This is a genomic window from Sphingomonas paeninsulae (assembly GCF_003660165.1).
GTDB classification, from domain to species: Bacteria; Pseudomonadota; Alphaproteobacteria; order Sphingomonadales; family Sphingomonadaceae; genus Sphingomonas_O; species Sphingomonas_O paeninsulae.
This window is the reverse complement of the sequence record NZ_CP032827.1, coordinates 133,590-159,052: the sequence shown is the minus strand read 5'-3', so window position 1 is coordinate 159,052 and position 25,463 is coordinate 133,590. Positions and strand designations below refer to the sequence as shown.

Annotated in this window: 26 protein-coding genes, 2 pseudogenes and 1 riboswitch; of the genes and pseudogenes, 11 read left to right on the top strand and 17 right to left on the bottom strand. The window is 61.4% G+C overall.

Going from position 1 to position 25,463, the window contains the following annotated elements; translation table 11 throughout:
• The first annotated feature begins 473 nt into the window (after positions 1 to 473).
• Positions 474 to 544: riboswitch (Fluoride riboswitch) on the top strand.
• A gap of 23 nt (positions 545 to 567) precedes the next feature.
• The 7 genes and pseudogenes from D3Y57_RS00850 to D3Y57_RS00825 form a co-directional block, all read left to right on the top strand.
• A pseudogene (locus D3Y57_RS00850) lies at positions 568 to 1,923 on the top strand (voltage-gated chloride channel family protein); the annotation flags it as partial.
• 48 nt (positions 1,924 to 1,971) lie between these two features.
• Positions 1,972 to 2,397 (top strand): DUF190 domain-containing protein, encoded by a 426-nt coding sequence (locus tag D3Y57_RS20555; RefSeq protein ID WP_347400361.1) that lies wholly within the window; start codon positions 1,972 to 1,974, stop codon positions 2,395 to 2,397.
• A gap of 45 nt (positions 2,398 to 2,442) precedes the next feature.
• Positions 2,443 to 4,086 carry an alkaline phosphatase family protein gene (locus tag D3Y57_RS00845; RefSeq protein ID WP_239025682.1) on the top strand — a complete coding sequence of 548 codons (1,644 nt, stop codon included), beginning with the start codon at positions 2,443 to 2,445 and terminating at the stop codon, positions 4,084 to 4,086.
• Positions 4,087 to 4,106: 20 nt separating this feature from the next.
• Entirely contained in the window at positions 4,107 to 4,541 is a 435-nt protein-coding gene (locus D3Y57_RS00840; protein WP_121150614.1) for an EamA family transporter, read from the top strand.
• Between the two features lie 70 nt (positions 4,542 to 4,611).
• A complete protein-coding gene (gene crcB, locus D3Y57_RS00835; RefSeq protein WP_121150472.1) occupies positions 4,612 to 5,001 on the top strand; it encodes a fluoride efflux transporter CrcB in 390 nt (129 codons plus the stop codon).
• 1 nt (position 5,002) lies between these two features.
• On the top strand, positions 5,003 to 5,821 hold the full coding sequence (locus D3Y57_RS00830; protein ID WP_205590023.1) for a universal stress protein: 819 nt from the start codon (positions 5,003 to 5,005) through the stop codon (positions 5,819 to 5,821).
• 322 nt (positions 5,822 to 6,143) lie between these two features.
• Positions 6,144 to 6,695, top strand: coding sequence for a hypothetical protein (locus tag D3Y57_RS00825; protein WP_121150470.1), 552 nt, complete (start codon positions 6,144 to 6,146; stop codon positions 6,693 to 6,695).
• A 110-nt stretch (positions 6,696 to 6,805) separates the two neighbouring features.
• Here D3Y57_RS00825 and D3Y57_RS00820 read toward each other — a convergent pair whose 3' ends face one another.
• The 15 genes and pseudogenes from D3Y57_RS00820 to D3Y57_RS00750 form a co-directional block, all read right to left on the bottom strand.
• On the bottom strand, positions 6,806 to 8,731 hold the full coding sequence (locus D3Y57_RS00820; RefSeq protein ID WP_162986850.1) for a type IV secretory system conjugative DNA transfer family protein: 1,926 nt from the start codon (positions 8,729 to 8,731) through the stop codon (positions 6,806 to 6,808).
• Positions 8,732 to 8,744: 13 nt separating this feature from the next.
• Positions 8,745 to 9,766, bottom strand: a pseudogene (gene virB11, locus D3Y57_RS00815) (P-type DNA transfer ATPase VirB11).
• Positions 9,767 to 9,769: 3 nt separating this feature from the next.
• Positions 9,770 to 11,071 carry a type IV secretion system protein VirB10 gene (gene virB10 / locus D3Y57_RS00810; RefSeq protein ID WP_121150468.1) on the bottom strand — a complete coding sequence of 434 codons (1,302 nt, stop codon included), beginning with the start codon at positions 11,069 to 11,071 and terminating at the stop codon, positions 9,770 to 9,772.
• Between the two features lies 1 nt (position 11,072).
• The gene (locus D3Y57_RS00805; protein WP_121150466.1) at positions 11,073 to 12,080 is read right to left on the bottom strand and encodes a TrbG/VirB9 family P-type conjugative transfer protein; all 1,008 of its coding nucleotides are present in this window, start codon (positions 12,078 to 12,080) and stop codon (positions 11,073 to 11,075) included.
• A 1-nt stretch (position 12,081) separates the two neighbouring features.
• The gene (locus tag D3Y57_RS00800) at positions 12,082 to 12,759 is read right to left on the bottom strand and encodes a VirB8 family type IV secretion system protein (protein WP_121150464.1); all 678 of its coding nucleotides are present in this window, start codon (positions 12,757 to 12,759) and stop codon (positions 12,082 to 12,084) included.
• 464 nt (positions 12,760 to 13,223) lie between these two features.
• Positions 13,224 to 14,261, bottom strand: a complete 1,038-nt coding sequence (locus tag D3Y57_RS00795; protein ID WP_121150608.1) for a TrbL/VirB6 family protein — start codon at positions 14,259 to 14,261, stop codon at positions 13,224 to 13,226.
• 72 nt (positions 14,262 to 14,333) lie between these two features.
• Positions 14,334 to 14,603 (bottom strand): hypothetical protein, encoded by a 270-nt coding sequence (locus tag D3Y57_RS00790; protein ID WP_121150462.1) that lies wholly within the window; start codon positions 14,601 to 14,603, stop codon positions 14,334 to 14,336.
• Positions 14,604 to 14,605: 2 nt separating this feature from the next.
• A complete protein-coding gene (locus D3Y57_RS00785) occupies positions 14,606 to 15,331 on the bottom strand; it encodes a TrbJ/VirB5 family protein (protein ID WP_121150460.1) in 726 nt (241 codons plus the stop codon).
• A gap of 1 nt (position 15,332) precedes the next feature.
• Positions 15,333 to 17,699, bottom strand: a complete 2,367-nt coding sequence (locus tag D3Y57_RS00780) for a VirB4 family type IV secretion/conjugal transfer ATPase (RefSeq protein WP_121150458.1) — start codon at positions 17,697 to 17,699, stop codon at positions 15,333 to 15,335.
• Entirely contained in the window at positions 17,692 to 18,033 is a 342-nt protein-coding gene (locus tag D3Y57_RS00775) for a VirB3 family type IV secretion system protein (protein WP_121150455.1), read from the bottom strand. The genes D3Y57_RS00780 and D3Y57_RS00775 overlap by 8 nt, the downstream gene beginning before the upstream one ends.
• Positions 18,026 to 18,349: a TrbC/VirB2 family protein gene (locus D3Y57_RS00770; RefSeq protein ID WP_121150606.1), complete on the bottom strand. Its 324-nt coding sequence runs from the start codon at positions 18,347 to 18,349 to the stop codon at positions 18,026 to 18,028. The genes D3Y57_RS00775 and D3Y57_RS00770 overlap by 8 nt, the downstream gene beginning before the upstream one ends.
• A gap of 20 nt (positions 18,350 to 18,369) precedes the next feature.
• Complete coding sequence (locus D3Y57_RS00765; protein WP_121150453.1) at positions 18,370 to 19,167, bottom strand: LPD7 domain-containing protein; 798 nt, start codon at positions 19,165 to 19,167, stop codon at positions 18,370 to 18,372.
• A complete protein-coding gene (locus tag D3Y57_RS00760; protein WP_121150451.1) occupies positions 19,164 to 19,766 on the bottom strand; it encodes a lytic transglycosylase domain-containing protein in 603 nt (200 codons plus the stop codon). The genes D3Y57_RS00765 and D3Y57_RS00760 overlap by 4 nt, the downstream gene beginning before the upstream one ends.
• Positions 19,763 to 20,116, bottom strand: coding sequence for a hypothetical protein (locus tag D3Y57_RS00755; RefSeq protein WP_121150448.1), 354 nt, complete (start codon positions 20,114 to 20,116; stop codon positions 19,763 to 19,765). The genes D3Y57_RS00760 and D3Y57_RS00755 overlap by 4 nt, the downstream gene beginning before the upstream one ends.
• Positions 20,113 to 20,904: a lysozyme family protein gene (locus tag D3Y57_RS00750; RefSeq protein ID WP_121150446.1), complete on the bottom strand. Its 792-nt coding sequence runs from the start codon at positions 20,902 to 20,904 to the stop codon at positions 20,113 to 20,115. The genes D3Y57_RS00755 and D3Y57_RS00750 overlap by 4 nt, the downstream gene beginning before the upstream one ends.
• A 275-nt stretch (positions 20,905 to 21,179) precedes the next feature.
• Here D3Y57_RS00750 and D3Y57_RS00745 point away from each other — a divergent pair, with 275 nt between their 5' ends.
• The 4 genes from D3Y57_RS00745 (at position 21,180) to D3Y57_RS00730 (ending at position 23,988) form a co-directional block, all read left to right on the top strand.
• Positions 21,180 to 21,839, top strand: coding sequence for a hypothetical protein (locus D3Y57_RS00745; protein WP_239025680.1), 660 nt, complete (start codon positions 21,180 to 21,182; stop codon positions 21,837 to 21,839).
• 45 nt (positions 21,840 to 21,884) lie between these two features.
• A complete protein-coding gene (locus D3Y57_RS00740) occupies positions 21,885 to 22,211 on the top strand; it encodes a single-stranded DNA-binding protein (protein WP_121150444.1) in 327 nt (108 codons plus the stop codon).
• Between the two features lie 216 nt (positions 22,212 to 22,427).
• Positions 22,428 to 22,871: a hypothetical protein gene (locus tag D3Y57_RS00735; protein ID WP_121150602.1), complete on the top strand. Its 444-nt coding sequence runs from the start codon at positions 22,428 to 22,430 to the stop codon at positions 22,869 to 22,871.
• 247 nt (positions 22,872 to 23,118) lie between these two features.
• Positions 23,119 to 23,988, top strand: coding sequence for a DUF7146 domain-containing protein (locus tag D3Y57_RS00730; RefSeq protein ID WP_239025679.1), 870 nt, complete (start codon positions 23,119 to 23,121; stop codon positions 23,986 to 23,988).
• Positions 23,989 to 24,242: 254 nt separating this feature from the next.
• Here D3Y57_RS00730 and D3Y57_RS00725 read toward each other — a convergent pair whose 3' ends face one another.
• Both D3Y57_RS00725 and D3Y57_RS00720 read right to left on the bottom strand, forming a co-directional pair.
• Positions 24,243 to 24,668 (bottom strand): TonB-dependent receptor, encoded by a 426-nt coding sequence (locus D3Y57_RS00725; protein WP_121150441.1) that lies wholly within the window; start codon positions 24,666 to 24,668, stop codon positions 24,243 to 24,245.
• Positions 24,669 to 24,670: 2 nt separating this feature from the next.
• A complete protein-coding gene (locus tag D3Y57_RS00720) occupies positions 24,671 to 25,435 on the bottom strand; it encodes a Crp/Fnr family transcriptional regulator (protein WP_239025678.1) in 765 nt (254 codons plus the stop codon).
• Positions 25,436 to 25,463 lie beyond the last annotated feature (28 nt).

Sequence of the window (25,463 nt, the reverse complement as noted above, 5' to 3'; positions counted from 1 at the left end):
CCGGGTTCGGCGAAGCCAGCGGGCAGAACGCGGACTGCAGGGCCCGGGTTTTCCATATGAGACCCTCGATCAGCTGTTTGATGACGGGAAGTGGGACATACCTGCCTTCCAAGCGACCCGCTCCGGACGGCGGCTTCGAGTAGTAGCGGTCGTTCCGAGTCGACGCGAACGCGTCTGCCTATGCGCAAGTTTGGTGACAAGCGACCGTTGGCCTGACCACGGCGGCGAGTTACTCGTTTTCAGGGCTGGCCGCTGATCGCTCGCTTGAGTGTTCATCGGTGGAGGCATCTGGGGCGGACTGATCGGCACCCGGATCGCCAAGCGCCTCGGAACAGGGCACACGCTCAGCGCTGTCTATGCGGTGCTCATCTTCGTCATTGCGCTCGATTGGGAGAGATCGCGATCTTCCGCACCACATTTCACGACTCAATCCGTCCGGCACCGTTTGACAAGAAGTGACCGATACGTCATCAGCGCATCGAGGCGATGGATTTCCGCCTGGCTTTGGCCGAACCGCCCTCGGGCTGATGATTCCTACCTGCTGCGTTTTCGCAACAAGGGGGAATTGTGCGCGCTACTTTTGTTAATCTCGTCCAGTCGCTGAATCTCGCGTCCCATGCGATGGCGCGGCGGGATCACGCCGTGTCCGTGGTCCGCTGGACCTTGTTGCTCGTGCCAATGGCGATCGCCGTGGGGACGCTGTGCGCCGCTTTCCTCTGGAGCCTCGATGCAGCGACCCGCGCGCGCTTTGAGCATCCATGGCTTCTTTTCCTCCTGCCTGTCGGCGGAGCTGGTGTCGGCTGGCTGTATCACCGGCTCGGGCGGTCGGTGGAGGGTGGCAATAATCTCATCGTCGAGCAGATCCATGAGCCCGGCGGTGGTGTGCCCCTGCGCATGGCGCCGCTGGTGTTCCTTGGCACCATCGTCACCCATCTCCTTGGCGGTTCGGCAGGGCGCGAGGGCACCGCAGTACAATTGGGCGGCAGCCTGGCCAGTGCGGTCGCCGGGTGGTTCCGGCTCGATCCACCGAGCGTGCGGATCATCCTCATGGCCGGTGTCGCCGCCGGCTTCGGCGCCGTGTTCGGAACGCCGCTCGCCGGGGCCTTGTTCGCGCTTGAAGTGCTGGCGGTGGGCCGGGTTGAATATTCGGCCCTTGTCCCGTGTCTCGTCGCGGGGTTGGTCGGTGATTGGACATGCCAGGCATGGGGCATCCATCACGCCGCCTATGCGGTCGCGCGCTTCGCTCCCGCAGGGCAGGGCCTGCTGTTCGAGCCTGGACTGCTGCTCAAGGCGGCGCTTGCTGGGGTCGCGTTCGGCCTTGCCAGCCTGGTGTTCGCAGAGGCCAATCATGTGCTGGGCGGCTGGCTCAAGAAGATCATTCCCTATGGCCCGGCACGCCCTGCGATCGGCGGTCTCGCCGTCATCGGGCTCGTCTATCTGCTGGGAACCCGCGCCTATCTGGGGCTCGGCGTCTGGAGCCTGATCCCCGGGGATCCGACGATTGCGGGCTTCTTCCAGCACGGCGCCGACAGCTGGAGCTGGGCGATCAAGATGCTGTTCACCGTCGTCACGCTCAGCGCCGGCTTCAAAGGGGGCGAGGTGACGCCGCTGTTCTTCATCGGCGCGGCGTTAGGGCACGCGCTAGCTGCACCGCTGGGCGTACCCGTTGACCTGTTCGCGGCCTTAGGCTTCGTCGCCGTGTTCGCTGGCGCTGCCAACACGCCGCTTGCCTGCACCATCATGGGCATCGAACTGTTCGGCGCGGGCGCTGCGGTGCCGATCGCGGTTGCCTGCTTCGTCGCCTATGCATGCTCCGGCCACAACGGCATCTATCTCTCGCAGCGCGTCGCCGTTCCCAAGCGGTCTCGGTCAATCCTGCCCCCGGACCTGACGCTCCGCGATGCCCGCGCGCTGCGCCCATCGGCAGACCTCTCGATCATCTTCGCCCCTCGACATCTAAAAGGCAGCACCATGACCCAGACCCACCATGTGACATCACGCGAGATCGGCATGATCCGCATCTATCTGAAGCCCGCCGACAAGGCGCCGCGCGCGCTGTCGAAGTCACGCTGGGGCGCCAAGCCGCTCTATCGGGCTTTGGTCACCCAGGCCAAGGCTGACGGAATCATGAATGCCGTCGCGCATCACACCCATTACGGCTTCAGCAATCATGGCCCGGTGCGGGAGAACGGGGCCGAGATCTCCGATCCTCACCTCACGATGTGCGTCGAACTCATCGGCTCGAAGGACCAACTCGAGCTGTTCTGCCGTGCGCAAGGAGCGCTGCTGGCTGACAAGGTAATCGTCTACAAACATCTCGAGCATTGGCATGTTGGCCCCGGCGAGCTGGCCCATGAGGATGCCAGTCCCGACCAGCTTGCGGCCGAGGCCGACTAGGCGAGCGACACCAGACCCGAACAACCAATCGAACGAGGCCGTGATATGATGAAGTTGCTGATACCCCTTGTCGCGCTTGTGGCCGCGCCCGTTGCGGCGAAGCCCCCGGCACCTCGGCTCATCGTCGCGATTTCGGTTGATCAGTTTTCGGCTGATCTCTTTGCGGAATATCGCCAGCATTACACTGGCGGGTTGAAGCGGCTCTCGAACGCGATCGTCTTTCCATCCAGCTACCAGAGCCATGCCGCGACAGAAACCTGCCCTGGCCACTCGACGATCCTGACGGGGTCGCATCCGGCGCGCACCGGGATCATCGCGAACACCTGGTTCGACGAAGGCGTCACCCGGACCGGCAAGGCGCCGCATGCAGTGTATTGCGCCGAAGACGAGCGAGCGCCGGGATCCAGCGTATCGGACTATGTGGTCTCGCCTGAGCATCTGAAGGTTCCCACCCTGGGCGACCGCATGAAACGGGCCGACCCGCGCTCGCGCGTCGTCTCCGTGGCAGGCAAGGATCGGGCCGCCGTCATGATGGGCGGCCATATGACCGACGCGATCTGGTATCTCGACCCGAAGAAGGGCCGCTCATACGTCACACTGCAGGGTCGCGATCAGACCCCGCCTTCAGTCGTTCAGACGGTCAACGCGCGTGTGGCCGCGATAATCGATCGTCCGCCCGCCACCACACTGCCTGCGAAATGTCGCGCGCAATCCATTGCGATACCTACGCTGCCCGATGGGCCGGTCGTAGGCCAGTTGAAGCCGCACGACGCTGGCGACGTGAAGGCGTTTCGAACCTCTCCGGATTTCGATCGGGCGACGGCCGATATCGCGATCGGCTTCATCGGGTCGATGAAGCTGGGTCATGGCCCAGCGCCCGACATTCTGGCCATCGGACTCTCGGCGAACGACTATGTCGGCCATGCGTTTGGGACCGAGGGTGCCGAGATGTGCGCGCAGCAGGTCGAGCTCGATCAGACGGTCGGCCGGATCCTCGCCGCGCTGGACGCAAACGGTGCGCCTTATGCCGTCGTCCTGACAGCCGACCATGGCGGCTACGATATTCCCGAACGACATCAGGAGCGCGGCTTTGCCGATGCTGCCCGCGTCGATCCGGCGCTCGATCCCCGCCAACTGGCGATGAGCCTTGTTACCGATTTCAAGGTGGACGTTCCGCCGGAGGAGCTTTTGCTTGCCGATGGTGCGCAAGGCGACTGGTATCTATCGCATAAAGTGCCTGACGAACTCCGCCCACAGATGCTGTCGGCGCTGGAAGCCAGGCTCAGTGCCTTCCCGCAGGTCGCTGCGGTTCTGACGGCCGACGATTTACGCCGCATGGCGCCGCCGCGTCCGCCTGTCGACGATTGGTCCCTCGTCGAGAAAGCGCGCGCCTCATTCGATCCCTCGCGATCTGGCGATCTCATCGTGCTGCTGAAACCGCGCGTCATTTCGATCGCGAAACCCGCGCCGCTCTACACCGCAACGCACGGCTCGCCCTGGAACTATGATCGCCGCGTACCGATGCTGTTCTGGTATTCCGGCGCCACGGCGCATGAAGAACCGCTTTCGGTCGAGACGGTCGACATTCTTCCCACGCTGGCCGCGCTGATCGACCTGCCGGTGCCGCAGGATGAGATCGATGGCCGATGCATCGATCTGGACCCCACTGCCGCCTCCACCTGCTCATGAGCCTTGGAGACGAGCCTATCATGTCTGCCACATCCCACTCCTGGCTGGTCTGGGCCGGACTTTCCGCCTTGTTCGCGGCTCTGACGGCGATCTTCGCCAAGGTCGGCGTCGAGGACATCGATTCCGACCTGGCCACGCTCTTTCGCACGCTCGTCGTGATCATCGTCCTGTCTCTTCTTCTCTTGGGTACAGGAAAGCTGGTGCTTCCCGCATCGGTAAACGGGCGGACCTGGCTTTTCCTGATCCTGTCAGGCTTGGGCACGGGAGCCTCCTGGCTCTGCTATTTCCGGGCTCTGAAGCTGGGCGAAGCCGCTCGCGTGGCTCCAGTCGACAAGCTCAGTGTCGTCCTGATCGCTCTGTTCGGCGTGACGTTCCTGGGCGAGCGCCTCTCCGTCGGAGGGTGGGCGGGAATTCTGCTCATCGCCGCCGGTGCGGCACTCGTCGCCGTAAGTTGAACCGCAATGCCAACGTCACGGAGCACGCGATGCGACCCTTCTTGATCCTCCCAATCGGGGAACAGCCCACATGACGGCACTTTGGATCGCCGCGGGCGGCGCGCTGGGAACCCTGGTCCGCTATTGGATCAATCTGCTGGTGACCGCGCGCGTCGGCGAGGCGATGCCGTGGGGCACGATCGGCATCAACATCAGCGGGTCCTTCATCATCGGTTTTGTCGCCGCGCTGACGGAGGAGGGAGGGAGGTTCATGCTGTCGCCAGAGCTCCGGTTGTTTCTGATCGTCGGTTTCTGCGGCGGCTACACGACCTTTTCCTCCTTCAGCCTGCAGACCCTCGCGCTGTTGCAATCCGGAGAGCCGGGCCGGGCCGCCGCCAACGTTATCGGATCCGTCGTCCTGTGCCTCGCAGCCGTCTGGCTCGGCTATTCGGCGCCGACCCTCTTCTCGCAAAGGAACTGACATGAAAGTGCTCGCCATCCTCTTAGGTGCGGAGAGCGCACCCGCTTGCCTCGATGCCGCCATGCTCGCGGCGACTGCTTTGCCGGATCCGACCGTCGAAGCCCTTCATGTCGTCGTCGACCCCGAGAAAATCGTGACGTCGAGCGAAGAGGTGCAGTTTCAGCGTCTGCGCGAGCAGCGGGAGGGCACGGCCGAGCAGCGCGCAGAGGCAACCCGCACGGCGTTCGTGACCTGGATCAACGGCGCCGACGATGCGGCTCCCAAAGTGCAGTGGCGGGCCGTCACCGGAACCGAAGAGCAAACCGTTTGCGCGGAGGCCGACGAGGCCGACGTCCTCGTTCTCGTCCTCGCCCCCGAACATAATATGGATAGCGGTGACGCCCTGCATGCTGCTGTGTTTCGCAGTCAGAAGCCGGTGCTGGTCGTGCCGCATGATTGGCGCGCCGGCTCTCGCCGATCTTTCGCGCACATCGCGGTTGGGATGAGCGACAGCGCTGCAACTCAGCATGCGATAGAGAGCGCCGGCCCTTGGTTGCGGGCAGCGGAGCGCGTCACGGCGATCAGGATCGGTGAACAAGACGATGCCGCGCTCGGGATGACAAGACTGCTATCGGAGTTGGGGACGACGCCCGAGCTTCACATTGTCGCGGCACAAGGTTCGGATCTCGGAGCGCAGATCGTCGCCGAGGCCAAATCTGCTGGCGCCGACCTGCTCGTGGCTGGCGCGTACAGACATGCGCAGATGATCGAATGGCTGATGGGCGGCACGACACGGCACCTGCTTGCTGCAGCCGATATTCCACTCCTGATGATGCACTGAAGCAGAAGACGACGAGCAGCATTGAAGGCGCTTCGGCGCAGATCGGCGGAAGCCGATCGACCGCCGTATCGAACTCGTACGGCGGCTTGTGTCCAGAGCGGCCGTTCGCAACCCGTCGCTCAAACGACTTAGTTTGGTCGCGAACTGCCAAAACCGGACGGCCTGCACCTTCGACGCCGATCCACAGGCCTCACCCTGGCCACGCTCGGGCTGTGTCACCAGTGTCACTTTACCCGGCCGGGTAAAGTGACACTGGTGATTTTTGTTGAGCCGGATGATTTAGGGGGATTCACAGTGGAATCGCATGTGCTAGATTCCTGCTATGTTCCACCAAGCCGATCTCTTCGAGCATATCAAACACGCTGCGCTGCCTGTGGCGCCGCCGACCGTCGCGCTGCCAGATCTGGTCGAGCGAGTGTCGCAGGTATCGAAGCGTCCCAGATACGTGTTGCTCATCCTCAACCTGATCGCGAAGGCCGCAGGAGAGAATGGCAGTCTAGGACCTTATGTCCGAAACGAAACGGACCAGGTTCCGGTACGGGACTGGTTGTGTCGGGCACTGGCGCCTCTGGCCAACCGCGACTGTCGTCGTACCGCCATGATTGCAGCGGTCCGGTCACAGCTGTTGGCAAAAGCTGATGCGTCGGAAGATGCGGGCGATCTGGCTCAGCAGCAGAATGACGAGGTCGAGGCGCGCATCCTACGATCCGGCCGAACGAATGTCAGCCGAGCGGTATCAGACCTTGTACGCGCTGGATTGCTTCATCGCCATTATCAGGGATATCGCGTCGACCATCCCAATCGGGGGGCGCAGCGCGAGGCGGTCTATACGATCGCGCCGGATGTGCGGCTCGCGCTGGCGAGTGGCTACTGAAACGGTGGCATATTTGCTACGCAGTAAATATCGCGTTTTCAGGGAATGTCGATGATTGTGACGCGCGCCTTCCGTGCGTCTGTGGTTACCACAAGAGTCTATCCTGGTGTTCAGGAGACCATCTTCTCCTTCACAATGATGAGATTATTAAACAGCACGGCCATGCGCTGGCTGGGCGGATTTGCTTTGGCCGCTTCGATTGCCGCTTTGTTCAATCGGCCCTCTACCGCTGCCCCGGCGCCCGCCGGCGGAGAGGTCCGGTGGGTTGCCCCGGGGGCAGCAACGACCGGGGACCCGGACGCGTCATTCTCAGCTTCAGCTGCGGCGATCACACGAAGGCTGTTATGTGCGACGGCCGGGTCAACACGGATCGGGGGCATCTCCGGTGCCGGTATTTTCGTCCGCTCTGCCAGCTGCTTTTCGGCATAATATCGAATCTTCTTGCCATAGGAGGCGTACATACCGCGCCGGAACACGATCAGGTCGTCTTCCGGAAGCATCTCGACCTCCTGGGGCAAGAGCAATGCCCGGCGCTGATCCGACTCCGAGGTTGAGCCTCCCGGGCCACCCCATGTCCCCATTGAGCGCGAACGCGCTTTGAACGTGTAAGTCCCAAGCTGTTCAGAGACCTTCTTGGCATCCGGCAGGCCCGCAGGGCGCAAGACAAGCCGCACGGCACAGTTTCGTTCGATGTCGGCCGCGACTTTGTCGCCATAAACGCCCTGAATCTGCTCCATCGACTGAAAGGCGGGCAGTAAGCGCAGACCGTAGCCGGCGACGTAGCTGAAGGCCTGCGCCAAGACCGAGCATTTGCCAAGGCTGGCGAACTCGTCAAGCGCCACCAGTACCTTGATCTGGTGTCGATTGCCTTTTGGGAGTTCGCGCACGTTCCTGTCGACCAACTGCTGGAAAAGGAGGCCGTAAATTGGCGCGACCCGATCCAGATCGTCGGGAGAGACACCGAGGTAGAGCGAGATTCGCTTGTCGCGAAAATCACTGAGATCGAAATCGCTCTCCGAGGTTGCAGCGTCGACATAAGGGTTGAGCCATGCGTTGATCTTGGCCGTGACCGACTGCCGGATTGAGGTGAATGTGTTCGCTGACGCCGACGTGAAGTCCTTCAGGGCCGAGATGCACCCGCCAGACAGCGGTTTGCCCACCTGCTCGCGGCTGCGGATAATTTTCGGGAAACGTTTCGCGGCATCACCGGCAGCAAATTGCCGGTAAATCTCGCCGATGGTGAAAGGCAGCGCGTCCTCGCCGTCGTCGACGGTCGCAGCGACATAGGCGGCGACCCCGAGAAATGCCGTGCGCGCGCTTTCTGCCCAGAAGCTTTCCCCCGTGAGGGGGTCGGGAAACAACATGACCCCGATCTTCTGCAACTCGTTGATGACCTCGACCGGGTCTCGCCGGTTGATGTAGCTCAGCGGGTTCCAGCGGACCGTCCGCCCTTTTGGATCGAGGGGATTGAACAGCAAGACCTGCTGTTTGAGCACCTTCAGGCGATAGCCTGCGGTATTATCGTAATTCTCCTGCTTGATGTCGAGCACGACCAGCGAGCCGTGCCAGTCAAGGAGGTTGGGAATGATGACGCCCACACCTTTGCCAGCGCGTGTCGGAGCCTCGAGGAGGACATGTTCGGGACCGCCAAATCGCATGACCTTGCCGCCGAACTTGCCCAGGACGATCCCGGCTGGCGCAAGCATCAAGCCCTTGCGGACCTCTCCGACGCGCGCCCAGCGTGCCTCGCCGTGCAGCTTCTGGCGCGTAAACAGCGTCGAGACGACGACGATCATTGTCAGCACCAGACCAATTACGAAGCCGATGAAGAACGGGAGGTAGACGATCGGATAGGCCTTCAGCGCCCACAGGGCAGCGGGCACTTTCCGCCATGGCGTTTGGGTGCTGAGCAGATGCGCGCTCCACAAAACAGCAATCGCACCAATCGCGGCGCTGGCCACCAGGCCCATCATTGTCAGAAAGGCGATCGCACCTGGCTGCGATCCCTCGTCGCTCCGCACCCACTTGCCGCTCACGCTTGCGTCCTCCTCAGTCGCGGGGCTTGCCCGCAGGACCGAACCAAACTTCCGTCATGCGATACCGCGCCGGCCGCCGATCCACCGGGGGAGCCGGTGCATCTGCACGACGATATCAACCAACGAGCGCAGCATCGCCCGGATATCGTGCCGATCGAGATCGTTGCCGCCATCCGACTCTTTCACGAGCAGGGTAAGCTGTTCCAGCGCACCCTCGGCGGTGTTGGCGTGGACCGTCGTAATCGAGCCGGGGTGGCCGCTATTGACGTTGCGCAGGTAGAAAAAAGCGGTGCCGTCGCGCAGCTCCTGGAGGAGAACGCGGTCGGGCCGCATCCGCAGCGCCGATTCCAGCAACTCCTTTGCGCCCGCCTTCTGGAGGCTTTTGCCATCCTTCGCATACATCATGTGGACGTGATTGCGCTGCGGCACGACGAGTTCGCGCGTGTCCTCGATCGTCAGGATCCGCTCATCCTCCGGAATCAGCTTGATAAGGCCCTTGGAGAAGCTCGTTTTGCCAGAGCCCGTCGCGCCTGAAATGAGAATATTCTTTCTCGCCTCGACCGCGAGGCGGAAAAAAGCCTTCCATTCGCCGGCCTGACGATAGTCCTGCAATCTGGAGTCGACCTCCTCGTGCAGGCCGTGAGCGCGCACTTCACTAAACAAGCCGGCGCGCTCGAAATCATCGATGTTCATCGACACGCCCGACGCCTTGCGGATCGTGATCGAGACAAAGCCCTGTTCAACAGCGGGAGGCACCACCACCTGAGCACGTTCTCCCCCGGGGAGGACCGAGGATACGACCGGATACTCGGCGTTGATATCTTGCTTGGTCAGCCCGGCGATCAACTTGGCAAGCGTCATCAGGGCCGCGTTGTCCAACGCGGGCTCCTCATGCCATTCCCACCCGTTCCGGGTTTCGAGCCCGACCCATCCGGGTTGATTGATGACCAACTCGGTAACGTCGTCGCGCTTGAGGTGTCGCCCGATCGGCGCCGCATTGTGTTCGTAGATCAGCGAGGAGCCGTTAGAGGCCATCGGTCAGCGCCTCAACTGAACATCATAAACCGAGCGGAAATCGAAATCCTTGGCGACAAAGATCGCAGCGGTGTCGCCCTGGTTCTTTTTCAGGATTGGCTTGATCTGCAGGGTTTGCTGCAAAACCGTCTGTCCCGTCGTGCTGGGGACCTCCGTCGTGTTGGTGCCATTGCCGGCCACGGCCCGACTGGCGATATTCGACGCATCTTCGAGCACCGAAATCACGAGTCCGACGCCGAAACGTGCCCAGAACTGCGTATCGACCCCACCCGGCAGTCCCGCTCGGCCAAGACTATCGGCCGAAGGCGACCCGAGATCGATCGCGATTCCACGAGGCGTCAAGGCGCGGGTCCACAACACGAATAAACGCGCTTGCCCCTGCGTGATGCCGCCGGAATACTGGCCAAGTACTTTTGTGCCCTTGTCGAGCAGGACGATGCGGCCGTTTTCGGAATAGACATCGTGATTGATGACGCAGGAGACGAAGCCCGCCTGCGTCGAATTGATCGCCGTCTGCAGTGTGCAGGGAATGACGGTACCGGCGCTGAGCAGCAGATTGCGATCGGCGACCATCGTCGCCCGCACCGTCTGGATGGCCGAATGGCTGAGCTGGTCGCTGAAATCGGTCGAGCCCTTGGCGGGAGCAGCGGTCTCCTCATTTGGACCACCGAAACCGCTGGCACCCAAGTTTCGAGACGCCGTTGACTGCGTCCCGGTCTGCCCCGCGTCGCTTGGCGGTCCCTGCGTTTGCCCCGATCCGTCCGATGCTACCATGGATTGGCCCGCCGCGCCGCCGCCGGTGTTGCCGAAGGCCATGATCGGAGAACGCCGCGCAGCATCGGCCATCGCGCGCGTCTGCTCGGCACGCCGCTGTTGCGGCGACTGCTGTCCGTTAGCCGAGGTCATCGTGCCGGCCGATGCCGGTACGGGGTTTCCATTCACGTCGACGACCGGCTGCCCCGTCTTCGGGGCTATCGGCCGACCGAAGATGTCGGTCGGGGAGGCGCCGGGTTGTCCGAGCTGGTTGGCAAGTTGGGCGCGCTGAGCTTCAGGGGAGCCCATCACATCGTTGACAGACCGGTCGCTGGCCTTGGCAGGCTCGGCGGCGGTCGTCGTGCTGGCGGCATGATGAAAGGCCCCGTAGCCGATCGCAATGCCGCCCATGGCCCCGATCAGGCCGATACCGGCGCCAACGAAGGCGATGTTGCCCCAACCGCCACTGCGCGCGATGGGACTGTCCGATTGGTTCGAAGGAACGACGTCGGGGCCGACTTCGCCGCCCCGGTCAATGATGTGATCGCCCATTTTACTGCCCCTTCACCTTGCGTTCGACGACATTGGACACCGTGCCGGTGCGATCACCGCGATCGTTGCGCAGCGGCGCTTCATTGTAGACGCACAGCACCACCGACCCGCGACGGAGCCGGAGCTGCCGATAAACGGCGTGGATCACGACGAAATCCTCGCGGACGTCGTACGGCACGATCGTCTCGGTCCCGTCGATATCGACCGCGAAGATCGAGGGAATATCGGCATGGCCGGGATAGCGCAGTACCGTGAACTCGCCGTTGTCGGAGATCTCGGTTGGCTGCAGCGAGGCGTCGCCCTGCACGGTATACTTCATGTTGCGGGTGCCTTCGATCACCGCATGGTCGAGCGCCGACGTCGTGATGTTGGTTTCGATCACCTTGGCTGTCTGCATCCGGGCAAGCTGCCCCTGCAACGCGGCCAACGCGTGCTCTTCGTGTGGATAGCGGAAGCGGATGCCGTACATCGTCTGCGCGGTGCCGAGGCTGAGATTGAAGTGGTAGGTGCGCGGCGAGCCGCTCGCATTGGTGACGACGATCAGGTTGGTGGCGCCAGCGCGCTCTCGCGGCTTCAGGAAGACGATGTTGCCGACCGGGGCGATCTGCCACGAGACGGTATCACCCAGTGCAGCCTGAGTAATCGTCTCGCCGGGACCGAACTGGATTTCGATTGCGTGGCGAAAGCTGCCGACGATCGTCACGACCTGGTCGGGATCGTAGCTGATGTTGCGCACGTGCGGATCTTTTGACCCCGGACGCGGGGTCTCCGACGCAAACGCTTGATGAGGCACCAGCGCGACGGCCGATGCTCCGAGAACCGAAAAGGCTATCAGCCGGTGCCAGACGTCACCGAGACCACGCCAGAAACGGCTTTTCGAGCCGCATGCTGTTACCACGAGTTCGGTCGCCGCGGGCGATAGACGGGCGTCGAGCTTTCTGCGCAGTGCTGGGAGAAAGGGGACGACAACACCATCGCCAAATTTCGAGATGTTCGGCTGTTCGGTCATGTCACGCCTCCGGATCGGAACGATAGTTCACGACCTGGAAGCCGAGCGGATTGATGTTCCGATCCTTTTCATGCTCCGGTGCCGTCGTGTATTTGAACGTCAGAATCGCGTTCCAGTTTTGCGCTACCGGCGCGTTCTGGCCGAAGGTGATGATCTTCGTGTACCGAACCTGCGCTACCGTTGGACTGAGAAAGCTGATCGTTCGGATGGCGATCGAGACGTAGCCCTTTTCACCGTAGATATTCGAAGGGGCGTTCCTGTTGCTCGACTGGACGCTGCCAAGATACCGCCCGCTTTCGGGCTGATCGCTCATGAGGATCACCGTATAGGCGTTCTCACGGGCCGCATCGTTGAGCCAGCCTTCACGCAGCCGCACGTACTGCGATATAAAATAGCGGTTGACCGCATCGTCGTAGGTCCGCGGCTGAGGACCCTTGAGCGCTGTTATAATCTGCGTCTCGCCCGAGGACTTGTCTACCCGGATGACATAGGGCTGCACAGTCTTCAGCGGCGTCAGCATTGCTACCGCACCGACCGACATCACCGCCAGCGCGCATGCGCCGGATGCGACACCCCAAGCAAGCCGTTTGGACTGGATCGCGGCCCGCATCCGGTCATACTCCCACGTCCTCGCGGTCCCGAAGTATTTCTCTTTGTCTTGGGCCTTCACGACAGCCATGGCGTCGATCCCTTTCAACAGGAGTGGTCAGGCAGCGTGGTACTGCGCTGGGACGTGCGCGGCGCTGCCGCGTGTGTGTCAATCGGCCCTTGTCCAGGCAGAGCCGGCAAACCGCCCGTGTCTGGCGTTAGTGACGGCGCAAGGTCGGGGGGCGGTGCCGGAAGCGGCCCCGGGCCAGGCCCCGGGCCAGGCACCGGTCCTGGCGCCTCCATCGACTGCCCACGCATCTGCGATGCAGGCAACGGGACCGGGAGGGTCGGAAGGATCGACCCGTACAGGTTCGCCGGACGCCGGTGCTTCCCGTCGCAAACTGCGGGCGGCTTGATGTGCGCGCCGGTGCATCCGCCAAGTGCGAGCGCCCCTAATGCGGCGAAAGTCAGCCTTTTCATACGGTCTCCGTTGCTATGGTGCCCGCGCTGGCGGTTCCCGGGTTCATTGTTCGAAGGTCAGCCATTTTGCCTGGCTCATGCGGCCCGGTTGACCGCGTTGCTGGGCGTCGCACCTCCAGCTTGACGCCCGGCAGCCTGGGTGGCGCGCCGGAACATGAGGCGGTTCGCCATCATGTTCATGCCGGTTTGCATGAAGCCGTGCCCACCCGACGACGCACCGCCAGCGATGCCGGCGGCGATCGATGGCGATTGGAAAAAAAAGATACTGCCGACGATATAGATCGCGCAGCACGAGATGGTCGCGACGATCATCACGCCAGCGCTCAACGTGAGGTAGGTGTTCTCGACCGTAACAAAGGCTGTGCCATCGCCGATCGAGCCGAGGATGCCATCCATAGCCGCCTCCTGAAGACCAGTGATGAACTTCGTCATGATCGCCATAATGACCATCAGCAGGATGTAATTGGCCGTCTGTTTCAGCCATCCATCGAACAGCCAACGCGAAGAATTGAACAACAACGTCGCCAGCGCCAGCGGCGCTAGAGCCACGCAGATTGAAACCGCCAGCTTGGCAAAGATGACGATACAAAACCCGATGGATGCCGACAGGAATGCAAAGACGTACAGGATCGCTATGCACGCATAGGTGATGATCGAGCACGTCAACTGGATCAGGGGCGTTCGAAAGTCGGTGAGCCCCCGAGATGACTGCGCCTGAACTTTCGTGTTGGCATCCACCATCCGCTGAGCGAGCTTGCCAGTGTCGGAAACATACGTGTCGAACGTGGTGCCTGGGTTTGTGACCGGCGTACCGGATCCGGCGGCGATGATCTCGCTCGGGAGGTTGGTGGCGATGTTCACCACGAACGCCGAGTATCCGACGGCGCTGGCGGCAGCCAGTGCGAACCCTACTTTACCAGCTTGAAACACCAGCTCGCGAAGCGGCGCCTGGATAGCGCCACGCAGAACCGCGAAACCCAGCAACACGAAGTAGATGGTCGCGGCCAAGGCCAGCGGCGCAGCGACGAACGCCACCAGGCCCGCGCCGAAGCTTGCAACGGCGCCTGCGATCGCGGTTTCCACATACCCGTACATGGTTGTGAAAAGCGTCATGATATCGGGAGACGACACCATCAGGCAGGCCCTACCATTTGACTGGACTGCTTTTCGGAGTGAAGCCGAAGGTCATTTCCGCAGCGTGCTGGCTTTGAAGAAATCGGACTCCTTCTTGCCACTCTCGATTTGCGCAACGGAGGTTGTGGCGTCTTGCGTCGACGAGCACATCTCGGTCTTCTCCGTTGCCCCGAGTTGGCTATAGTCCCCGGTGTCACACTTGGTCTGCCAGACAGCGAGAAGTTGTCGATTGCCGATAAGGTCCTGCGACGTAGGGACCGAGACCTTCTGTTGACACGCACAGGTCGCCAACAGGACAGACATCGCAAACAGTGTACGCATGGTCAGTTCCTAATCGTGTTGGCTTTGAAAAAGGCCGACTCATTACGGCCCGCAGAGACCTGCGCTGCACTCGCGGCCAAGTTTGCTTCGCCGGCCTGGGCCATCTGAACTGCCTGAATTTTGAGCATGTCGTTCTGGAGCTGGGCCTGCTCGACGGCGATGCGGGCTTGCAGGTCCATTACGTCCTTGGGGTCTTTCGCGCTCGACAGCGCTTGGCGGAGCTGATCGAGACCCTGCATCCGCGTCTGCGTCGCGCTAAGGGTGTTTTCGCCGAGTGCTGCCGTTGCAGCGGCCGAGCCGGTCGCGTTCGCCAGCGCCTGGTTGTAGGCAGCATCAGCGTCCGACGATCCCGTGGCTGAGAGCTTGTAACGCGACTGAATGCTCGAGGCCAAGGTGCCGAGCGACCCGATCTTCGACAGATCGCCGCTGAGGAGTGTGTCCGCGTCGATCGTCGTGTTTGGCAAGATGTTGCGGATCTGCGAATTGAGCAGGCTCGTGGCCAGGCTGTTGACGTTGGTCAGCTTCTGGAGCGAGGAGAGGGTGGTCGTCGCGGTCTGAATCTGCTGCTTGCCCTGCTCGATCATCTTGACCGTATTCTGCACCTGAGCAAGCGCCTGGACGTAGGTCGATGTGTCGAAAACGGGAATGCCCTGAGCGGCAGCGGGCGATGCCAAGGCGGTGAGCGCGATGGGCGAAACTGCCATCATTATGAAACGCTTGAGCGACATCTCAGCTTCTCCTTTCGTTTGCATAGAAAGCGGGGAGCCACGCCGCAGGATCGTCGCCCATTTGGGCTATGGCCTCTTCCATGGCCGTGAGGGTCTCCTCGCGGCCAGAAAGTACTTTCAGCTCATTGGGCATCCCACCGAGATCGAGCTTGGCGACGATCGAGGTATGGCCCTGCTTGACGAGAAAACACCGGCTCTCGGGCGTCAGATCCTCGCGGATCAGCCGATACTCGGCATCGGTCAGACCGAGGCCGTCACAATAGTCGGATCGCTTTGCATCGGAGTTCGGCAACAATATCTTGGTTGCCGTCTGCTCGATAATCGCGTGCGCGATGGGTGACCGCAGCGCATCGGCCGGCGACTGCGTGCCGAAAACCATGAAGGCGTTGCGTTTACGGAAGGTCTTCAGGCCATCCTGTGCAAACGCCCTGAAGGCATCATCCTGCAGCGCCTTCCAGAACTCGTCGATGTCAACCACGACCCGCTGGCCGTTCAGCAGCTCGTCCACGCGGTGGAAGAGGTAGAGCATGGTCGGTGTGCGGATCTCCGGGTTTTCGAGGAATTGCGTCATGTCGAACCCGACGAAGCGGGCCGCCATCGACACCTCGTCAACGGGACCATCGAACGCCCATCCGAGCGGACTTCCAAGGCACCAGCGTTCCAGGCGGGCACCGACGCCTTCGGCATCGGAATAGCCCAGCATCTCACGCAGCGCACTAAAGGAGCGCGAGGGCGCCGGCAGCCGCATGACAGCATCCAGCCCCTCGTCGATCAGCCTATCCTCAGCCACTGAAAATGGGCGGTTTTCGCGCCGGACCAAAACGCGGATGAACTGGCGAAGAAACGCGATATTCGACGGTGTCGGCGACAGCCCCTTCAGCGGTGCGAAGCCAGTAGGCTGGCCGTTACGGAGCGTCAGATAGGTTCCGCCGCATGCCCGAACGAAGATCTCAGCACCGCGATCCTTGTCGAAGAAGACCTGTTTTGCGCCGGTTTTCTCGAGCTGAGCCTGGAGGAAATTCTGAAGCACCGTCTTACCACCGCCCGTGGGGCCGATGATGAGCGTGTGACCGATGTCGGCGCGGTGGAAGTTGAACCAGAAGGACGACCCGGCGCGCGTCTTGAGGAGCGTGACGGCGTCGCCCCAATGATTTTCCGACTTTCGGCCAGCCGGGAAGGTGTAGAACGGGCTCAGGGCTGCAAAGTTACGGCTGTTGATGACCGCCGGCCGCGCGCGCATCCGGAAGTTTCCGGGAAGCTGGGCCCAGAACGCTGCTTCAAGCGCAACATCTTCACGAGCCATGACCATGCCGGTGTCAGCCGCCGCGGACCGCGCGATGGCGAAACGGTCCAGCAGACGCTTCGGGTCCTCATCAATCACCGAGATCGACAGATGATGCTCGCCCATGACGAAACGGTTCGCCATGAGGTCGTCGACCCCGTCGAGCAGCTCCATCGCCTGACTGACGCCCGCATCGTCCGACGACGTCATCTGCTTGTATTTTTTTGTGAAGCGCTCGCTGGCGACCGACTTCACGAGCGGCGCGAAACTCTGTGTCAGCACATAGGGGAAATCCAGCTTCAGCAGGCTGTTGAACTGCCCCGTCCGTGTGCTGGCGACATATTCGCGTACGCCGAACATGCCGAGATAGTGTGTCTTGTGCGGCAGGCGGATCTCCGCTGCCTCGCGACCAAAAACCATGCGCGATTGATAAAGAGCCTGCCCGAGACGGCCATCGAGCAGCGGGATGCGGATGCGATCGCCGGTCAGGATGAAGTGCAGCACCTCCATCGGCTTCGAAAACAGGACGCCGTCATGCTCGTAGATCGACAGGCGTTCTGGCGTCGTGTCAGCGAGCAGCGATTCAAAGTCGCGGCATTTGTCTGCCATGATCGCCAGCGCGCGGTCGTCGATCTCGCCGGTCTGCTTCTCCTTGCTGAAAATGCGAGAAATCTGATCGTTGGCCATGTTGGATGGCCGCACAACGATCGTTACGTAGAACTCGTTATGGTAGAGAACTTTCTCCCTGAGCCCCTCGGCGTAGCGTTCCTGGAGCGTGCGCGCGAATTCAGAGTGGAACGCCCCGCCGAGCACCGGGTCCGTCGCTGTCCTCACGAGATGCGTCCACAGGGCGACGCGGTCGTCACCGATCGCGCGCCAGGCGATGTTAAGTTTGCTGTGCCAGCTGTTCAGGTCAGCGACGTCACTGGTCTCGAACGGCCGCCCGTCGACGCGGTACATGCGCATGAACGAGCCATTCTCGAGAGCGACAAGTTCGTCGTCGATATGCCGCGTGTAGGGGATGAACTTGATGTCATCCACCTCACGAAGGGCGACCTTCTTATGCTTCAGCCTGAAATCAGTCATTCCCGAACTGCTTTCGCTTCACACCATTGCGGAGGCGGACGGGCGAGTAGCTCCCCCCGCCCCAGAACTTTCGGTTTTTGGACAAAAACACGGTCTGGAACCACAGGCCCCACAGCCGAAACGCATTGTAATCGTAGTGAACGATCATGCGCGCCGGGAAGTAGAGGGCTCCAAATAAGGCAAGCGGGTAAAATGGATTGTGGAAAATCCCCCAGAAGATCATGCAGACCATGATGATCGGCAGGATCGCCTCAAGCGGCAATCCCATGAACACCGATGGCCTGGTCATGGCGAGGAACACCTTATCCTCGGCCAGCTTTTCGACGTCAGCCACCAGAACCGCCCATCCATCCGACAATGGTCGTGGCCGAGAAGATGATGCCGATGCCGATCAGCACCGTCACGGCCTTGCCCCAGTCCATTCGGCCGGTCAGCTTGGCATAGCCGACCGCCATAATGGCGATGACGCCGACGACCGATGCGACCGTGACCATCCACGTCTTGATGGTTGTGAGACCGGACTCGATCGCCGTACCATCGGCGAAGGCCGGCTGCGCGATCGCGATGAGAGCGAGCGCTCCGGTAATGCTGACGAACTCACGAGTGCGGCGATCTGACATGATCCGGCCGATCTTCGGTTTAAACTTCATAGGGATCTTCATGTCTGGCTTTACCTTTCCAGGTCGGGACGAGTTTGAATCGGTTCGATTTGCCGAACTGCCGTTGGCTCACGGACCGAGACATCAAGGCCGCGCCTGAGCACGTCCGAGATCATTTGCCGGCTTTCGAGCTTCGCCGATGCCATATGGCTGGGATCGCCATCGAAGACCTCGCCGATGTGCTGCTCCATCGCCGCCTGCGCCTGCACGGCACCAGCAAGGCGTGGATCGTGCGCCAGCTTTTCCGTGCCACCGTGGAGGAAAAGCTCCGCCAGCTCTTCGCGTTCGCGATGAAGTCCCACTGTCTTTGCCGACTGGTGATCTGGCGCGGACTCCTGCTCAGCCTCTGGCTGCTGCTCCCGCGCTGACCGCTCTGCGGCTTGAAGCTCCTGGCGCGCCGACGCATCACGGTGCCCCTCGTCCATTGCCTCGCGCTCTGAGAAGGCCGGTTCGTACCCGCTGACAGCGATCCCCTCGCGCGACGCAGCCGACCACATCGCTTTGCGAAACTCGGCGGAGCCCTCGACGTCGATCCGATCCCAGCCATTGTGCTGCGCAATTTTCACCAGACTCGCGACCGTCTCGGGATCCTCGTTGCGAGCCGTGATCCGGTCGCCGGCAATCTCGATCGCGGGATTCTCCCGATTGGGAGGAAGGAACAACCCGACCCGCCGCTCCCCACCATCCAAGGATTGTACCTCGCGGATTTCGTATCTTGCGACGATTTCGGGTGGCAGATCGAACGAGGGCCGCTCCGCCGGGAGATCATCTTCGCGACCGCTCCGGACGATGGTGTTGTCGACGCTCACTTGAAAACCTCGATCTGATCGGAGGCGACTGGCCCGACGACCCAGCCATCACGATCGCTGACGGGCTTCACCGCCGGGGCCAAGGCTTCGTCAGACGGCAGCAGAGCGTGGGGGAGGGGCGGGGGCGACTGAATCGAGCCCATTCTGCTGGCCACCGACCACACACGGTCGACATATCCGTTGCGAAAACCTCGGGTCAGCGTGCCGGTGTTGTAGAGCGAGTAGGTTGCGGAGATCGCATCGAGGCCGGTATAATGACGGCTCGCGCGTGCATAGCCCTGCCGGATCATTGCGCCGGCGAGCGCGAGGTTGGTGCACGGCTCGAACGCCTGTTCAATCGTTACCCCCGATCCCGACAAATTCGCAGAGTTGATCTGCGCTAAACCGACGTCGACGGTGTAACCCGCCATCATGTAGCGCCGGACGATGGCAGCCCCTCCCGCAGAGGACCTCGCACGAACACGCGGACCCTTGTTGACGTTGATCTGCAATGAGTCCCCGCCGCTCTCCGTCACAACGAGCGGCACGACCGCTTCGGTCGCTACGTCTGGCGCGCATCGCTGCGCCAGCGACACGATCGCGGGGATGTCATAGATCACTGCTGCGTCACGGTCTGATAGCGGGTGTCGAGCGCGTACCGGGCCAGACTTCCATCCGACCGCGTCACCGTCAGGTTATAGCCGTGCTTCGCCTTTTTCGTGCTGATCCCGACACCGGTGCAGGTCGGATAGGAGCCTAACGTAGCGAGAGCGTTCCACAGTTTCATGATTGGCGGGACACATTCGGCGTATTTGGTCGGCGATCCCGGCGTGGCGAGGCATAAAACGACCTGGCAGCCCCAATCCGACGCGTCCGCTGGTTGCGGCACCGAAACCGCGATTAGTCCAAGGGCGGCACAGGCGAGCCCGCTCATCGCGCCGCCCACCCTGTTCAATAGTCGTCCAGTCATGAGCCACCTCCATGAGCCGCGCGCCAATCTGCAGCCGCGAACACGTCCCATTGCTGGGGAGCCTTCGCAGCGGGACCTGCAGGCGACGATGGCGCGGACAGCGCGTCGGTTTCACGCGGCTGCGCGACGGCGACGCTGCCGACGTCGACCAGCCAGACTTCATCGCTCTCCACGGGCCGGATGCGGTCGGTGGCCTGTCCAGGCAGGGCAAAAGCGATATGCCAATGGTTTGCGTGGCCACGATCTCCTGGCCCGAGCAGCTCGATGAGCCGGATGCCACTCTTGTCCATCAGGGTCCGGATTTGCGCCCGCGAGATGGCGTTGACACCGCCGGCGGGCACGAAGTCGATCGCCTGACCGACTTTGTGCCAGCTATACCGCGCGCCGTAATTCGCGTTTATCGGCCGCACGGCGTCGGTGATGCGTGCCCCAAAAGCTTGGTGCAGCAGGCTGGCGATGCGTGCGACCGAAGTCGGCCGGAACGCTGATGCGGGCAAGTTCTCATCGATATGCGCGAGCGCGCAGGCGTCGAACACCGAGGCAGGCGTTACCCCGAATGGAGAGAAATCCCGACCGTTAATGCCAAGCGGACCTGCTTCGAAATCCGCGCCGAGCGCGAGGAGGTTTTGGACTGTTGCTTCTGCATCGACCTCATTGCTCGGCTGCCGGTCGAGGATCGCGCCTGCGTGAACGGTGACCGCATACGGCTTCGGGGCTGGCAAACCAGCCGTGCCGAGCCCTGCGGCACAGACTTGGATCGCCTTTGCTACTATTGCCGCCGGAAGCATTGTGATGCTCCATTGTTAAATCTACACACGCCAAACCACCTTAAAGCATCATCAATAAGGATTTAACGAAGCGAAACCGTGTCAACAACACGCATTATGGAATGAGTTGGTAGCGGATTTGGAGTGAAAGACTTAAGCTATTGCAGTCGCTATAGTTATGAGACAGACTATAAAAATAATAATTACCAGATTTATCTCTCGGATTAACCTCCGGTGATATTGGTTCTATTTAGAGTTTTGACGAGCAATGCCATATTTGGATGAGAGGGTTGCCGATGAATCTCCACGCGCTCCTTGGCGGCATTGTTATCGTGGCCGTGGTGACCTTTGGGCGTCGGCCGACCGATGCAAGTCATACCGTCCCTTTGGGCACGCCATCGACATGCGCCGCGACTGGCGCGGGTTTGGTCTGCGATGCGATCGCCGGTCTTTCAGCAGCGCTGCACAACCCCATTCTGTCATCACGGCGCGGTGCGATCCTGCCGCCACGCGAAACGTCGGGAGCAGTGGACCCCATGGTCTCGCAAGCAAACATCGAAGAGACAATCTGCCGACCTGGCTATTCCCGATCGGTGCGGCCTGCCTACGCGATCACCGAGGAGATCAAGCGGCGCCTGATGCGGTCGCAGCATCCCGGCAAGCCGCTGGCGGACTACGAACTCGATCATTTGATTCCGATTTCGATCGGGGGCGCGCGCCTGAACGAGCGCGATCTCTGGCTTCAGCCGCGGCGGGGCCCAGCGAATGCGAACGACAAGAACATCCTGGCTTATGTTCTTTGGCGTCTGGTCTGCGAGCACCGGGTGCCGCTCCAAACAGCGCAACGGGCCATCAGTCACGATTGGACGCAAGCCTACTCGGTCTACGCGACACCCGAAAATTTCGCGAAATACCACTTCCGGCACGACGCCGGGGAGCACGACGAGCTGCGCTGAACGCGAGCCGACGCTTCATCCCAACGCTTACCCAAGGAGGAAACGATGCCGCAGAACATATCCGAATTTCGCATCATCGGCCGGATCGGCAAAATGACGCCACGCGATCGCGTGACCTATGTCAGCGTGGCGGCCAATTATAATCGTCGCGACGGCGACGACTGGAAAACCGATACCTACTGGAACAGTGTCGTTTGCTTCTCGAATGTCGCGCAACAGGTCGAGGCTGCCGGCAAGGGCGATCTGGTGCATATCACCGGTCGCGTGCGCGAGAGCAGTCACGGTGAGGCCAATGACGTTTCGTATCGGACCGAGTTGATTGCCGACACCTTCTCTGTCCTTGCCAAGGCCGAGGGCGAAGATAGCCGATGAGGTCGGGAAGCGGCCTGCGATACGCCTCTGTCGCAGCTTCGCTTCGATCGAGCACGCTCGCGGTCTGTGTCCGTTGGGGTAACGATCCACGCTTCGTGTACCATCGCGAAGCGATGGTCGGGTTGCCTGCCAGCTTTCGCCTGCGATGCAGCGCAAGATTGAAGCCTTGCGCATTTTCTCCTTTCGTTCCGGCGGCGAATGACTCAGAATCCAGCAATGCCGATCCGTCCGGAACATCGCTGGCTCTATCCGATCGATTGGCCGGAGATCAGCCGGATTATTCGCTTCACGCGGGCAGGGGGTCGCTGCGAGCACTGCCAGCGCCCGCACGGACGCTATGTCGCGCAGCTTGCCGGAGCCGATGGAGTCTGGTGGGATACAGACATCGCTGCCTGGCGCGATGGCCGCGGCCGGCTGCTTCGTCGCGCACCGGCCTTGGTTTCGCTCGAGGCGATCCGCATGACGCGCAGGCCTGTCTACCTTGCGACCGCGCATCTCAATCACGACCCGACCTTCAGCGGGCCGCGGTGGCGCAATCTCGCCGCGCTCTGTCAGCGTTGCCACATGATTCACGATGCGCCCGAGCATCGTCGGCGCCGGTGGTGGAATGCCTTTCGCCGCCGCGCTCTGGGCGATCTTTTCACTGGCCGATACAGTTAGCGCCATTCCGGCGTTCAAAGCGCGGGCAGGGGGGTAATTCGTGCTTTTGAGTAAGATAGCAAAGCCCCGCCACATAGCCGCCAATCCACCATGAGAAGCAGGCTCAGGTGGCGAAAAGTGCCCGCCGGCACCCCGCGTAGCTGCTTTCTCGTACCGTCATCGCAACAGAGTGGAGGATGCTGTTGGGCTGTCCGTAGATGTTCCGGAGACCAGCATGACCGAAATTTATCAGTCTCAAAGGAGGATCATGATGGCGCGACTTCCGATCGACGCTGAAATCCGCGCCCAGACCATCGTCGAACAGCTCGGCGGTGTATGGCGCGGCACCCGCGGTGAATGCCGCTGCCCCGCTCACGACGACGGCACGCCGAGTCTCTCGGTCCGGCTTGGCGACACCGCAATTCTCTTTCACTGCTTTGCCGGTTGCACGCCTGTCGAGGTGATGAAGGCACTCCAGCGTCAAAAGCTTCATGATCGGACCGCTGTGGCGATGCCGGCAGACAAACCCAAGCGCGACATGGGCGCGCTGGCGCTCCGCCTTTGGCAGGCGAGCAGCCCGATCGCGGGCACCCTCGCCGAGGACTATCTCGTCGCCCGCGGCTTGTCCGCGCCATTTTCCAGGTCGCTTCGCTTCAACGCCACGACCATTTTGGGCTCCGGTGCCGAAAAGCGAACCATGCCCGCGATGATAGCCGCGGTCGAAAACGACCTTGGCCTCGTCGCCGTCCAGCGCACGTTCCTCGATCCCGACAATGTGCTGCACAAGCCCATCCCCAAACCCAAACTTGCTCTGGGCTTGCTCGGCACTGCGGCCATAAGGCTTGCACCAGCGACCGACGAACTTGGTCTGGCCGAGGGGATCGAGGATGCGCAATCGGCGATGGAGTGGTTCGGCACGCCCACATGGGCGCTCGGCGGCGTCGAACGGCTCGCCTTTGTGGCCATTCCTGAAAGGGTGCGTCGGGTTATTGTTTACGGCGACCGAGGGCGAGCCGCAGAGCGCTTGCTGGAAAAAGCGCGCGATCATCTGACCGCCAATGGTCGCGCGCTCGTCACCCGCTTGCCCCAGCACCATGACGATTGGAATGACGCCTGGCGGGCACATTTGCGAATCTGAGCCAGCGTAATTCCGCCGCGGTGGCATTTCCCAGGCCGCTTTTAGCTCCCCATAGCGACGGAGCGTTGTAACCTCTCGCTCCGCGCGAACGCAGGCCAGTAGCTCGCACCCGCCGTTCTTGCCATGTTAGCTAAACTTCGCGTTGCGTGATTCCATAACTAAAATGAGTAGCCCACCGATACCCGTACTTGTCGTGGTTCAACGGGAAGAAGGTGATAATCATCCACGCCGTGAGACGTTTCGCCCTGCAAACGCTACGTGTAAAAATAGGTGATGTGTGCGTTTTGGGCGCTGAATAAATTCAGGATGTCTATCCCAAGCTTTGCGCGTCCCAATTTGTAATAACCTCCGAGATTGACGCGTGTCGTCGGGTGCGATCGCGCGCTGTTATCCTCGATCAGCGGTGCCGAACCGAAATGGCGCAAGCGTAGCGAGCCACTCAGGCCGTTGCCGAACTCGAATGCAGCGCCGCCGGAAATAACATTGCTGGTGGAGTTCGGAATACGATTCTGCGTGGCCTCGACGTTGCGAAACCGGGCATTGGTGAGGCCGACGGATCCATCCAGCGCCTGCCAGTTCGTCGGTCGCCAGAACAAATTCGCTTCTGTGCCATAGCACCGGGTGGCGTCATTGGGTTCGGTCGTGCCACCATCGCCGGAAAAAACCAGCTCCGATCCCAACGTCAGCGTTCGTCACGCGGTCCGTCGTCAGCTTCGTATTTTATTACTGTCTTTTTTAGTGGCTGACCCAGCAGCCGATGGTATTCCCGCTCGGCAAGACCGTAGCTGCCGCCAGCCAAATGCTTCAGTCCAGCTTGGTCCACAATCACAATGGTACCGCGACGTTTCCTTATGAGATGCTGGTTCTCGAGCTGATCGAGGGCTACACTTACGCCCGGACGTCGTACGTTGAGCATCATTGCTATAAAGTCGTGCGTCAGGCCGATCTCATCGCCGTCGATCCGATCGCCGCACATCAGCAACCATCTGGCGAGGCGCTTTTCGATCGTCTGACCAGCTGCCGCAATCGAACTCGACAGCTGGATCATCATTGCCTGCACATAATGCAGCAGGTGTGTTCGCAGCGTAGCGCTCTGGTCCATCGCCTCGTTCAGCACATCAACCGGCAGTCGCAATCCGGATGCTCCGGCAACCTGCACATAGGCTTCATGCGGAGATCGATCGGTTCCTAGGACAGTCGCTGTTTCAGACATGCCCTCCCGCCCAAACAGGCCGACTTCACAGGACGTACCTTCGAGAGTTACCGAAACGATCGAAACCACCCCGTCTTCAGGAAAATAGACATATTCGATGGTGTCAGCTGCTACATGCAACTGAAGCCTTACTGGCAGCGGTATGCGGATCAGATGCGGTTCGAGATGCGCGTAATCCTCTGCCGACATGGTCTGAAGCAGGATATTGTGCGTCGAGGACTGGAAAACTGACAATTCGCTCTACCTTAAATATCGGAGGAGC

Excerpts from the sequence above, each read along its gene's own strand:
- D3Y57_RS20555 (WP_347400361.1), top strand. The coding sequence starts at position 1,972 with ATGACCCAGACCCACCATGTGACATCACGCGAGATCGGCATGATCCGC.
- D3Y57_RS00845 (WP_239025682.1), top strand. The coding sequence starts at position 2,443 with ATGATGAAGTTGCTGATACCCCTTGTCGCGCTTGTGGCCGCGCCCGTT.
- D3Y57_RS00840 (WP_121150614.1), top strand. The coding sequence starts at position 4,107 with ATGTCTGCCACATCCCACTCCTGGCTGGTCTGGGCCGGACTTTCCGCC.
- crcB (WP_121150472.1), top strand. The coding sequence starts at position 4,612 with ATGACGGCACTTTGGATCGCCGCGGGCGGCGCGCTGGGAACCCTGGTC.
- D3Y57_RS00830 (WP_205590023.1), top strand. The coding sequence starts at position 5,003 with ATGAAAGTGCTCGCCATCCTCTTAGGTGCGGAGAGCGCACCCGCTTGC.
- D3Y57_RS00825 (WP_121150470.1), top strand. The coding sequence starts at position 6,144 with ATGTTCCACCAAGCCGATCTCTTCGAGCATATCAAACACGCTGCGCTG.
- virB10 (WP_121150468.1), bottom strand. The coding sequence starts at position 11,071 with ATGGGCGATCACATCATTGACCGGGGCGGCGAAGTCGGCCCCGACGTC.
- D3Y57_RS00805 (WP_121150466.1), bottom strand. The coding sequence starts at position 12,080 with ATGACCGAACAGCCGAACATCTCGAAATTTGGCGATGGTGTTGTCGTC.
- D3Y57_RS00800 (WP_121150464.1), bottom strand. The coding sequence starts at position 12,759 with ATGGCTGTCGTGAAGGCCCAAGACAAAGAGAAATACTTCGGGACCGCG.
- D3Y57_RS00795 (WP_121150608.1), bottom strand. The coding sequence starts at position 14,261 with ATGACGCTTTTCACAACCATGTACGGGTATGTGGAAACCGCGATCGCA.
- D3Y57_RS00790 (WP_121150462.1), bottom strand. The coding sequence starts at position 14,603 with ATGCGTACACTGTTTGCGATGTCTGTCCTGTTGGCGACCTGTGCGTGT.
- D3Y57_RS00785 (WP_121150460.1), bottom strand. The coding sequence starts at position 15,331 with ATGTCGCTCAAGCGTTTCATAATGATGGCAGTTTCGCCCATCGCGCTC.
- D3Y57_RS00780 (WP_121150458.1), bottom strand. The coding sequence starts at position 17,699 with ATGACTGATTTCAGGCTGAAGCATAAGAAGGTCGCCCTTCGTGAGGTG.
- D3Y57_RS00770 (WP_121150606.1), bottom strand. The coding sequence starts at position 18,349 with ATGAAGTTTAAACCGAAGATCGGCCGGATCATGTCAGATCGCCGCACT.
- D3Y57_RS00755 (WP_121150448.1), bottom strand. The coding sequence starts at position 20,116 with ATGACTGGACGACTATTGAACAGGGTGGGCGGCGCGATGAGCGGGCTC.
- D3Y57_RS00750 (WP_121150446.1), bottom strand. The coding sequence starts at position 20,904 with ATGCTTCCGGCGGCAATAGTAGCAAAGGCGATCCAAGTCTGTGCCGCA.
- D3Y57_RS00745 (WP_239025680.1), top strand. The coding sequence starts at position 21,180 with ATGAATCTCCACGCGCTCCTTGGCGGCATTGTTATCGTGGCCGTGGTG.
- D3Y57_RS00740 (WP_121150444.1), top strand. The coding sequence starts at position 21,885 with ATGCCGCAGAACATATCCGAATTTCGCATCATCGGCCGGATCGGCAAA.
- D3Y57_RS00735 (WP_121150602.1), top strand. The coding sequence starts at position 22,428 with ATGCCGATCCGTCCGGAACATCGCTGGCTCTATCCGATCGATTGGCCG.
- D3Y57_RS00730 (WP_239025679.1), top strand. The coding sequence starts at position 23,119 with ATGATGGCGCGACTTCCGATCGACGCTGAAATCCGCGCCCAGACCATC.